This is a genomic window from Flavobacterium sp. CSZ (assembly GCF_015350725.1).
Taxonomy (GTDB): domain Bacteria; phylum Bacteroidota; class Bacteroidia; order Flavobacteriales; family Flavobacteriaceae; genus Flavobacterium.
Genome location: NZ_JADKPQ010000035.1, coordinates 23,583 through 33,558 on the forward strand (window position 1 = coordinate 23,583; position 9,976 = coordinate 33,558).

The 9,976-nt window shown below is 34.4% G+C and carries 12 protein-coding genes; 6 read left to right on the forward strand and 6 right to left on the reverse strand.

Translation table 11 applies throughout. The features are described from left to right. Positions 1-7: 7 nt before the first annotated feature. Positions 8-586 carry a DUF417 family protein gene (locus IRZ78_RS25230; protein WP_194620232.1) on the forward strand — a complete coding sequence of 193 codons (579 nt, stop codon included), beginning with the start codon at positions 8-10 and terminating at the stop codon, positions 584-586. 441 nt (positions 587-1,027) lie between these two features. On the opposite strand, the gene IRZ78_RS25235 is transcribed toward IRZ78_RS25230, so the two are convergent. Further along, positions 1,028-1,609 (reverse strand): cyclic nucleotide-binding domain-containing protein, encoded by a 582-nt coding sequence (locus IRZ78_RS25235; protein ID WP_194620234.1) that lies wholly within the window; start codon positions 1,607-1,609, stop codon positions 1,028-1,030. Positions 1,610-1,925: 316 nt separating this feature from the next. Between IRZ78_RS25235 and IRZ78_RS25240 the strand changes: the two genes are divergently transcribed. Next, positions 1,926-2,648 carry an SDR family oxidoreductase gene (locus tag IRZ78_RS25240; protein WP_228520620.1) on the forward strand — a complete coding sequence of 241 codons (723 nt, stop codon included), beginning with the start codon at positions 1,926-1,928 and terminating at the stop codon, positions 2,646-2,648. Between the two features lie 462 nt (positions 2,649-3,110). On the opposite strand, the gene hemA is transcribed toward IRZ78_RS25240, so the two are convergent. From hemA to IRZ78_RS25270, 5 genes are all read right to left on the reverse strand, one after another. Next, positions 3,111-4,415 carry a glutamyl-tRNA reductase gene (hemA, locus tag IRZ78_RS25250; protein ID WP_194620238.1) on the reverse strand — a complete coding sequence of 435 codons (1,305 nt, stop codon included), beginning with the start codon at positions 4,413-4,415 and terminating at the stop codon, positions 3,111-3,113. A 336-nt stretch (positions 4,416-4,751) separates the two neighbouring features. Beyond that, entirely contained in the window at positions 4,752-5,345 is a 594-nt protein-coding gene (locus IRZ78_RS25255; RefSeq protein ID WP_194620240.1) for a hypothetical protein, read from the reverse strand. A 19-nt stretch (positions 5,346-5,364) separates the two neighbouring features. Further along, positions 5,365-5,799 (reverse strand): hypothetical protein, encoded by a 435-nt coding sequence (locus IRZ78_RS25260; RefSeq protein ID WP_194620242.1) that lies wholly within the window; start codon positions 5,797-5,799, stop codon positions 5,365-5,367. A gap of 134 nt (positions 5,800-5,933) precedes the next feature. Next, entirely contained in the window at positions 5,934-6,773 is an 840-nt protein-coding gene (locus IRZ78_RS25265; protein ID WP_194620244.1) for a DUF5777 family beta-barrel protein, read from the reverse strand. A 28-nt stretch (positions 6,774-6,801) separates the two neighbouring features. Beyond that, positions 6,802-7,191, reverse strand: a complete 390-nt coding sequence (locus IRZ78_RS25270) for a hypothetical protein (RefSeq protein WP_194620246.1) — start codon at positions 7,189-7,191, stop codon at positions 6,802-6,804. Between the two features lie 168 nt (positions 7,192-7,359). Between IRZ78_RS25270 and IRZ78_RS25275 the strand changes: the two genes are divergently transcribed. Genes IRZ78_RS25275 through IRZ78_RS25290 form a run of 4 tightly spaced genes read left to right on the forward strand, consistent with a single transcriptional unit; the run spans position 7,360 to position 9,817 of the window. Next, complete coding sequence (locus tag IRZ78_RS25275; RefSeq protein ID WP_194620249.1) at positions 7,360-7,728, forward strand: hypothetical protein; 369 nt, start codon at positions 7,360-7,362, stop codon at positions 7,726-7,728. A 14-nt stretch (positions 7,729-7,742) separates the two neighbouring features. Then, positions 7,743-8,282 (forward strand): YceI family protein, encoded by a 540-nt coding sequence (locus IRZ78_RS25280; RefSeq protein ID WP_194620251.1) that lies wholly within the window; start codon positions 7,743-7,745, stop codon positions 8,280-8,282. A gap of 52 nt (positions 8,283-8,334) precedes the next feature. Beyond that, positions 8,335-8,886, forward strand: a complete 552-nt coding sequence (locus IRZ78_RS25285) for a YceI family protein (RefSeq protein WP_194620253.1) — start codon at positions 8,335-8,337, stop codon at positions 8,884-8,886. Between the two features lie 46 nt (positions 8,887-8,932). Next, complete coding sequence (locus IRZ78_RS25290) at positions 8,933-9,817, forward strand: AraC family transcriptional regulator (RefSeq protein ID WP_194620255.1); 885 nt, start codon at positions 8,933-8,935, stop codon at positions 9,815-9,817. Positions 9,818-9,976 lie beyond the last annotated feature (159 nt).

A 9,976-nucleotide genomic window follows, 5' to 3' on the forward strand; every position in this document is an offset into this window, starting at 1 on the left:
AAAGCAAATGTTACAATTTTTAGCAAACGCGCAACAAGAGTTTATCAATTCGATCAGAATTGCTATTGCTATAGTGATGATCTGGATAGGTGGGCTTAAAGCCTTTCAATACGAAGCTGACGGTATCGTTCCCTTTGTGGCAAATAGTCCTTTAATGAGTTTCTTTTATAGTAAAGAAGCCCCTGAGTACAAAGAATACAAAAACCTTGAAGGCCAAGAAATAAACAAAAACATCGCTTGGCACCAAGAAAATGGCACTTATGTTTTTGCAATCGGACTCGGGATTGTTATTGTTGGCATTGGTTTTATGAACTTACTTGGAATTTATTTCAACAAAATAGGCCTTATTGCAGGGCTGTTAACTTTTGGAATGTCTCTAGTAACGCTCTCTTTCCTAATTACCACCCCTGAGGTTTATGTGCCTAATTTAGGTGGTGACTTTCAGACAATAAATCACGGATTCCCATTTCTTTCTGCCGGGGGAAGATTAGTGATCAAAGACATCATCATGATGGCCGCCGGTCTTATTGCTGCATCTGATTCCGCCCGAAGAATATTAAACAAAAAAGTGCAGAACAAAAATTAATTCTGTACTTATAGGATAAAAACAATTTCAGTTCGTGCACAGGATCAATTAAATAAAACTTCTAAATCAATAAGGGATACGATTAAACTAAAATGGGTATAATAACTTATTCTTTTCTTTATGCCGCTATTGCTTATTGATCATCCCCTTTAAAAGCCATTATAGATAGTGAGTCAAGACATGCTCAGCTGGGCCTTGTATTGCTGATTTAGTTGGAGTCTGGGCAAAACGCCTTTAAAGATCATCAAGCAAAGAGTTATTCTCTAAGCCAAGAATGCTTTTACATTCCAATGCAAAGAGCAGCCAAATTGACTATGATCCGGGATTTGAGTCCCCTCTTTCTGTTTTGTAAAATATTTAAAAAAGTATACCAAAATATATCCAAGCCACCAGCGCAAATTGATTTCTTACTTTTTTCAACCTCTTTTTATAAGGTGAATATTACTTGATATTCCTTCGAATCCTGCTCAAGGATTGTGGGGTTATTTCAAGATACGCTGCAATGTCACTTAGAGATACGCGAGATGCAATTTCGGGCTGCTGGAGTATGAATTTTCTATATTTAGTTGTCGAATCCTCCCCAAGATAACTATTGCGAATCAAAATCTTCTCTAAAAGAGTTTCTTGGATGCTTTGGGCAATAATTGCCTCAATGGCAGGAATTTTTAAATAGAGTTCTTCCAATTGTCTTTTTGAAATTCTAAATACCTGGGCCGTGCAAGCTGCCTGGATACTCTCTGTGGCAACTGTTGCATTTTTAAAATTATTCAAAATGGTACAAAATTGATTTTCCTTTAAAAAAAAATGGGTGACACTATTGCCTTTTTCATTTTGCACTAAAATTCTAAGGACACCAGAACTTATAAAGAATAATTCATCGGGTACATGCCCGCCATGGAAAAGATAATCTGCTTCCTTATCGCTGCTTTGCATAAAATAGTCTAAAATTAATTCTTTTTCTTTTTGATCAAATACATGATACTGGTCTAAAAAAGAAATAAGGTTATTAGAGATCACTGACATATTAATTCCAATTAGGTAGAGTACTCAAAATTATCATTTAATTTTTAATAATACCTGATAAAAAAACCGATTCGTTTTTACCATTTGTTAAGTGTCACAGGTTTTATTTTCAGCAGATTTGCAATCGAAAATTAGCTAACAGCAATTCTAAGGAAATGCATCTGGCTAGTCCGAAGTCTAATACCAGAGCATAAACAATACTTTATTTATCTGGAAAAGTATAGTAGAGCAAAGAGAATAAAGATGCTATAAGGCCAATTGCTGTTAAATTATCACTAATGTCCATTTATCTAAATTTAATTTTATGAATACAAATTTGAAACCCCTTTGGGGTAAGAAAATCATTTTATTGGGTGCCAGTTCCGGAATTGGATTCTCTACTGCAATGGCCGCTGCGCGTGAGGGGGCAAAAGTTATTATAGTGTCCAGTAACCAGGACCGTATCAATATGGCCCTAAGTGAACTGCCCCCAGATTCAGAAGGGTTTGCTGTTGATTTAAGCAAGCAGGGCAATATCGAGAACTTTTTTACGAAAATTGGAAGTTTTGACCACCTGGTTTATACTGCTGGTGAAAATCTTCAATTAAACCTAGTTAGTGAAACCGATCTTGATACTACAAAATCTTTTTTTGACCTGCGTTTCTGGAGTGCGGTTGCGGCGGTAAAATATGCTACGCCTTTTATAAATCAGGGTGGTTCTATTTCCCTAACCAGTGGAACTGCCAATGCACGTCCGGGGGCGGGATGGTCAGTAGCTTCGGCAATCTGTGGAGCCATGGAGGCTTTTGTAAGGGCTATGGCTGTTGAGTTAGCCCCTATTCGGGTAAATTGTGTAGTGCCAGGTGTTTTAAAAAGCAATTTGTGGGATACGATGCCCCAAGGCGATCGTGAGGCTATGTATAAGTATTATGCAGAGACCTTACTCCTGAAAAGAGTGGGCGAGACTCAAGATGTTGCCCAGGGATTTTTATATCTGATCAAGCAACAGCACGGAACAGGACAAAGCCTGGTGATTGATGGTGGAACCTTATTAGTGTAATATCGTAGTTTGATAATGTATCAATAAAAAATCTACCTAAAGAAATACCTGAATTATCGGTGAATTAAAAGCAGGTAAATACTTAAGAGTGGTCGCAAGAAATTCCGACCACTTCATGTTTTAGCCCTGCAAACACTATCATTATTGCTGTGATAAGTTACCTTAGCTTCCAGATCAAATCTCTTTTTGCGGTATTATAACCAAGTCCATTTGCTTATTTACATATTTAAGATTAACATTTCGGCAATTAAAATCATATAAATCATCAGCCCTAGAAAATAGCTTATCACATTTCTTTACTCTGGCTTTGAGTTCGATTACAACATAAGTGTATAAAATGGTATGATAAAAAAGTAAATCAATTTTGTACGGTGTATTATCGACTTCAAATTGCGTACGATCTTGCTACAAATTCAAATCCTTTTTCTGGTTCCACAATTAAAGGAGATTATCTTAGAATATTTATGACAGGTTAATTTTGTATTTTTCTTCTATTGGCCTAGACATGTTTTTTTGTTCAAACGGCCCTATTTGGAAAACTTTTTCAATAAACTCGATACTCTCATCCAAGGAAGTATTTTCATTTTTTAAATGAGTTGCAAAATGACTTGTTATTTTTTGAACAACTCTAGAGGTAATTAAATCAACATGAGTTTGATCAAAATGGATTGTTTTCTTTTTCTGAAAAGCCAATTCATCAGCTACAATACCACTAAGTTTAGCTTTTAAAGAATGAATAGTTGGGGCATATTTCCTGCCATTTATCCATGTATTGAATTCCAACTTCATATCTTCAATAATAGCTTCTGCAGCAGGAATATGCTGCTTTCTTCTTTCAAGGGTGTCATCTGTAATTTGAGATAAATAATCCAAATGTATTAAGCTTACCCCTGGTATTTCCTCTACATCGGGATTTACATTTCTTGGAATGGATAAATCCAAAATTAATAATGGTTTCTTTAAATTCAGTGATGTTTTATCTATAGTAGGATTTTGCGCACCGGTAGCTACTACCAGAACATCTGCCTGTTGTATTTCTTTTTCTAAACTGACAAAATCCTTAACAATAACATTTAGTTTTCCAGCCAACACTTCAGCCTTGCTTTTAGTTCGGTTTATAAGGGTAATGTGACCATTTTTAGTATGTTTTACTAAATTCTCACAAGTATTTCTGCCTATTTTTCCTGTTCCGAACAATACAATTTTTTTGTTTACAATGTCTTGTACATTTCGGATAATATATTGAACTGATGCAAATGAAACCGATGTCGCACCAGAGGAAATTTCAGTATCTGTTTTGATTTTTTTGCTCGCCTGTATAACCGAATTAACTAATCGATCTAAAAATGTATTGATTAAACCTTGCCCTTTACTATGATTAAAAGCTATTTTGATCTGGCTGACAATTTCAAAATCACCCAAGATCTGACTGTCTAAACCTGTTGCTACACGAAACATGTGGTTGATAGCTTCTTGATTTTTGTATATGTAAGCAACTTCTTGAAATTCTTCTACAGAACCTTTGCTGTTTTCACAAAGCAATTTAATTAACTCATAAGGATGATTGGCAAAACCATATATTTCAGTTCTGTTACAAGTAGAAGTAACAATTAATGATTCTATTGCTTCAGTTTTGGCTTGCGCTAATAGATCAGATTGGGCCTTAGCATCTAAACTAAACTTTCCTCTTATAGCCGCATCTGCTTTTTTATAACTTAAACCTAAAGCGTAAAAAGTGGTGGTTTTGGACATGTTAAAATTTTCCATATAATACTTTCCTTAAAAGTTTAATACAATTATTACTAACTAATTCGATGCTGAAGCAACCCTATATATAGCCCTGAAATGAATTGATTCAAATTGACAGTTCTAAATGTTTTTTACCATTTATAATAATGCCAGGCACTCCATAATATTTTATACTCTTATTAGTAAATAACATTTTTTTATCTTAACGAGATGGAAAAAATATCGCTATTGGTTGGGCAAAGACAACAAATAATATAAGCGATCCATTTAAAATAATTAACAAATGTATTTTCAATAAAACAAAGTATGGTAAATAAAAACGCTACCGGGAAAGGTAGCGTTTTTGAGAAGAAATTATTTTTGAACAATTGGAGTTCTCAATGATTCTAAAACAGCAACAATATCAGTATAAAGTTCTGTATTAGAAGCAACACCATTTGCATTGGCCGCAGCCCCTACATACCCTTCAAATTTTGTATAATCAGCACTACTTGATTTTGTTCCCATACGAGGATTTTTTGCAGGATCATGTGCAGCTACCATATTCAAACCAGAATATGTATTTACAGCATTTGTCCCTCCGGTATTAAACGAAAAGAAATCAGTTAGATTGTCTGACAATTTAGCAATATTGGTAGCCTGGGTAGTTCCTGTTTCTGCTAATAAAGGAGCAAAATGTGCTTGCAGATTCCCTGCTGCATTCGATTGAACATCAGCAACAATTAATCCTATAGTTGAGTTTACCACTTTGCGGAAACTCAAGCGTCCCTGTTCGATCATTTGACCAGAGTTATCAGGGTCTGAAACCATTTTAGTTCCGCCCAGTCGTTCGTAAATAGATGCCTTTACAACAGGTGCCGGAGCATCATCATCATTGCTGCTGCAAGAAGTCATGGCTGCAGATGTAACAAGTAATACACTAAGTGTAATTTTAGAATAAATTTTCATAGGTAATAATATTAAAGGGTTAATTAAAAAATCGATTTATTTTTTGAGACCATTGATAGCTTAAACTATTTTGATTTACAGGGCAAACTTCTTTGTTTACCAAATTCTCGGGTAAAATATAACGCTTAGCCTCATAATGTCTTTTGGCCATTAGCTCGCTGTAGACCTTTTGAGAGTTAGTGATCCTGTTGTTGTGGAAGTAAACCACCACGTTTCTTTTAACTATTATGGAATCTGAGGTCAATCCCTTAATAGATCTTAAATCAGAACATATTTGTCTGGCCTGAAGAGAATCTATGTCTGTTTTAAAATCAATTCGGCTTACTTGCAGATTCGGGCTTTCATAAACAGCAGGCTTGGCGGTGATGATGTGAAATAGAAGAATGGCAAAAAATAGTACCATAATAATCAATCCTGTCCAAAGGCCCTTTTTAATAAATTTGTTAATTTTCATACAGCTGGTTTTTAAAATGATTTAGATTTTCAAGTTCATATACGCACACTCTCTGGGGTTGGTTTTATTTTAAAGGATCAAAAGATCAGTTTAGAATTATTTTAAATAACCACACATTATAAATTGAGGTAACCTTAGAAAACTCTGGCAAGATTAAAGCCGAAAAAAACATCTCCTTTTCTCCAGTCGCCGGTTGTTCTTCCAAGATATCCGGCCTCATCAATGGCCTGAGAACTGGTAAAATGCATTTGAAAAACATGTCCGCCGGTCTCCAGGTCAAAACCAATGGATAAAGGGTTTTTATAAAGAGAATTTGGAGCTCTGTTTAAGTGTGCTGCATAATCAAGATTTAATGACCAGCGTTTAGCAAACTTGTATCGCCCTCCAAAACCTACGGCATATTGTGAATTACTTTGTTCTGGGTCTTCAACAAAATTTTCATGAAAAAAGGTTGGGACTATTTCTAAAGAGAGCCTTTCGGAAAATTTTCTGGAAATTAATAGCTGTGCTACATAGGTGAGCCTATTTTTAAACTCAAGTTTAGGATAAAGGCTTTCTTTTAACGTGTTGTTAATAGACAAACTATTAAAACCGGCAATAGCAACAGGAAAACCGTCTTTTATCTGAGCAAATAGCATGTATTTTGTTGCAAAGTCATAAGCAAATTCACTCCTGGCCGCACTTATGTTAAGTCCATCGGTTAATCCATAGATGAATTTTATTTGTGTATTGGCATTATCCAATCCATAGAAGCCTTCGAAACCATCTTTTACAGAACCAAAACGGTGTGCAACTACAAAATACAAATCTTTTTTTGCTGCCAGTTTTGTAGATTCAAGATTAACAATCTTCAGGGCTTTAAAGGCAGAGGTCACTTTTTCTTTTGTAATTGGTATATCTACTCCCGATAATAAGTCGTCCTGGCAATAGGTTAATGATGGGAATAAAAGCAATAATGCAATGAACTTTTTCATGTGGTTAGTTTTAAATTGTTATTTGTTTTTAGTGTAGAACTGAACATTGGTCTATTTTAAATTCTTGTAAGAGCTCATCATATCCTAAAAATCGCCCTTTGATTTTTAACATTTTGCCACTTACAATATCTTTGGGTAAAGGGTCTTTGAATGTTGCAAATATTTTTTCTCCAATAAGAATTCCATTACTGGCCCTATCAATAGTGGTTACTTGTGCGGTGAGCTGAATTGTTTTATCCTGGTATTTGATGTAAGCCAGGCTGTCATTAGAGTTAAACTCTTTTTCCAGTTGGTAAATAGTTACAATATAATCGGGGGTTTCTGATTTGATATCCCTATGACCTTTGTAGCTGTAGAGGTAAAATGAAATTCCAATTAGTAGCAAAAGGGAAGTTGTAAGGAGTATTTTTTTTATCATGGCTGGTTTTTAGTATTTGGATTATCTACGTTAAAAAATACCTATTGGATTTAAACTATCAAATTTGCCAATGCCCAAATCTGTATCATTGATTTTGTCGTATATGTTCTCAAAATGCTTTTATAATCATTAAAATCATTTATTGTTTATAACCTAAAAACCAATCCTATGAACTTAAAAACTTTTTTCGCAGTCTGCTCATTAGCCACAATACTTGCGAGTTGCACCGATGATAATCCCAGTACTTTAATTGATACTGCGCCAATTACTGGTTTGGCAACATACAAGGAGAATGTGAAATCCATTGTTGATAATAACTGTGTTGTATGTCACGCAGCAATTCCTAAAAATGGAGCTCCTATGTCTTTGGTTACTTATGACCAGGTGAAAAATGCAGTTTTAAATCGTGGATTGATTACCCGAATTTCTTTAGAAAATGGAAATAGTTTATTAATGCCACAGGGCGGTCCTAGGTTGCCTCAAAGTACAATAGATATCATAAAAAAATGGGAACAGGATGGATTATTAGAACAATGATCCATAATAAAAAGATGAAAAAAATCATACTAATACCCATGATCTTGGCTTCATTTCTTTGTTTTTCACAAGAAAAAATCTTAACTAAATCATCGACAATCACTTTTGAAGCTTCACTCCCTTCTTTTCAGCCAGTTATGGGGACCAATAATAATGTAACTTTTGTTTTAAATCCACTAACGGGAGAAATTGCAAGCTTAGCACTAATGAAAGGATTTGAGTTTGAAATGCCTTTGATGCAGGAACATTTTAATGAAAATTACATGGAAACCGATAAATATCCAAAAGCTGTTTTTAGAGGGCAAATAGAAGGATTTGATGCCAATAAATTAACCGAAGATTATAAAGATTATCCTATAAAAGGAAAATTAGAACTTCACGGTAAATCTAAAGATATAAAAGCCACTGCAAAAATTACTAAAACCGGGCCCCGAATCACCATCATTTCTGATTTTGCAGTAAATGCCAGTGATTTTAACATCCCAATTCCATCGCTTATTAAGTATAAACTTGACAATAGAGTCAAAGTTGAAATAATTGCGGTTTTAAAATAAGAGTAAAACAAGAATAATTTTATTAGCTAGAAATAATCTAAAACCAAAAATCATGAAAAAAGCTTTACTCATTGCAATGCTATATGTCTGCGCTATTGGTCATTCGCAAGAAAAAATGATCAGCAAATCTGGCAAAATTACCTTTGAAGGATCTGTTGCTTCTTTTGAAGAAGTCAAGGCCATAAATACTAATGTTACTTTTATCCTGAATCCTGCAACGGGTGAAATTGCAAGTTTAGCCTTAATGAAAGGATTTCGATTCAAAGTGGCTTTGATGGAAGAACATTTCAATGAAAATTATATTGAAAGTGACCGCTATCCAAAGGCAACCTTTAGAGGAAAAATAGAAGGATTTGATCTTGAAAGCCTAAGGGTAAATCCTAAAGATTTTATCATTAAAGGTAAATTAGAACTTCATGGAAAATCTAAGGATATAATCACCAAAGCACGCATAAGCAAATCAGTATCAGGAGTTAGTATTTTATCTGATTTTAGTGTTAATGCCAGTGATTTTAATATTGAAATACCAAATCTTGTTAAAAGCAAAGTTTCTAATAAAATAAACATTCAAGTTGCAGCAGTGCTAGGCGCAAACAGACAATAAGAACCAAAAAACCTTAAAAAGTAAATTAATTAATTATATCAAAAAAATGCAGGAAGAAACAAAAATTGAAGACGATTTCACCCTTATCCGCTTTCAGAATGACACTTCAGAGCCTTTTTTTGCCAACCGTGAGCTAGGAAGTGATATGATTCAGTTTCATTTCGGGCTCAAAGGCAATGGTAAAATTTTGTTGAGTCAGGGTAGCTACACTTTAGAATTGAAAGAGGAAAAATCCCAGCTTTTCTACAATCCCAAAAAGCAGACATCACTTCATTTAGAGCTTGCTCCAAATTCATGGGTGATTTCTATTATTGTCTCCATTGAGAAATTTCACGCGCTGTTTGCTACTCAAACAGATTATATTACTTTACTGAGTGCTGATAATAATAACCCAAAGTATTCTAATAAAGCAAATATGAGTCCCCCCATGGCAATTGTTTTAAGCCAGCTGTTTCATTATAACTTCCATCCATCGATAAAAAACCTTTATTTTAAAGGAAAAGCATATGAACTGCTGAGTTTGTATTTTAACAGCTTTGAGAATCCAAGTGCGCAACATTGTCCATTTTTAATTGATCAAGACAATGTTTTGAAAATCAGAAAAGCCAAAGAAATCATTATTGCAAATATGAATGAGCCGCCTGGTTTACAGCAATTGGCAGATGAAATTGGCCTTAATAGCAAGAAACTAAAAATGGGGTTCAAACAAATGTATGGTCATACTGTGTATGAATTTCTGTTTGAATACAAAATGGATTTGGCCAGAAACCTGCTTGACAGCGGTTCTTACAATGTAAATGAAGTGGGCTTAAAAATAGGTTACAGCACCGGAAGCCACTTCATTGTGGGATTTAAGAAAAAATTTGCTACAACTCCAAAAAAATACCTGATGTCCCTTACCACCAATTTTAAAACAGCATCGATTTTGTAGATTGTAGTATAAATAAAAAATAATACTGATGATATTTCTAAAAGGCGGCAAGTGCTACCTTTATCAAGAGTTTAACCACCAAATGCTTAAAGTAAAAAGCTTAAAATAAAAAGCAAAAAAATAATGAAAGGCGTATTATTAGTAAATTTGGGATCTCCC

Excerpts from the sequence above, each read along its gene's own strand:
- IRZ78_RS25230 (WP_194620232.1), top strand. The coding sequence starts at position 8 with ATGTTACAATTTTTAGCAAACGCGCAACAAGAGTTTATCAATTCGATC.
- IRZ78_RS25235 (WP_194620234.1), bottom strand. The coding sequence starts at position 1,609 with ATGTCAGTGATCTCTAATAACCTTATTTCTTTTTTAGACCAGTATCAT.
- hemA (WP_194620238.1), bottom strand. The coding sequence starts at position 4,415 with ATGGAAAATTTTAACATGTCCAAAACCACCACTTTTTACGCTTTAGGT.
- IRZ78_RS25255 (WP_194620240.1), bottom strand. The coding sequence starts at position 5,345 with ATGAAAATTTATTCTAAAATTACACTTAGTGTATTACTTGTTACATCT.
- IRZ78_RS25260 (WP_194620242.1), bottom strand. The coding sequence starts at position 5,799 with ATGAAAATTAACAAATTTATTAAAAAGGGCCTTTGGACAGGATTGATT.
- IRZ78_RS25265 (WP_194620244.1), bottom strand. The coding sequence starts at position 6,773 with ATGAAAAAGTTCATTGCATTATTGCTTTTATTCCCATCATTAACCTAT.
- IRZ78_RS25270 (WP_194620246.1), bottom strand. The coding sequence starts at position 7,191 with ATGATAAAAAAAATACTCCTTACAACTTCCCTTTTGCTACTAATTGGA.
- IRZ78_RS25275 (WP_194620249.1), top strand. The coding sequence starts at position 7,360 with ATGAACTTAAAAACTTTTTTCGCAGTCTGCTCATTAGCCACAATACTT.
- IRZ78_RS25280 (WP_194620251.1), top strand. The coding sequence starts at position 7,743 with ATGAAAAAAATCATACTAATACCCATGATCTTGGCTTCATTTCTTTGT.
- IRZ78_RS25285 (WP_194620253.1), top strand. The coding sequence starts at position 8,335 with ATGAAAAAAGCTTTACTCATTGCAATGCTATATGTCTGCGCTATTGGT.
- IRZ78_RS25290 (WP_194620255.1), top strand. The coding sequence starts at position 8,933 with ATGCAGGAAGAAACAAAAATTGAAGACGATTTCACCCTTATCCGCTTT.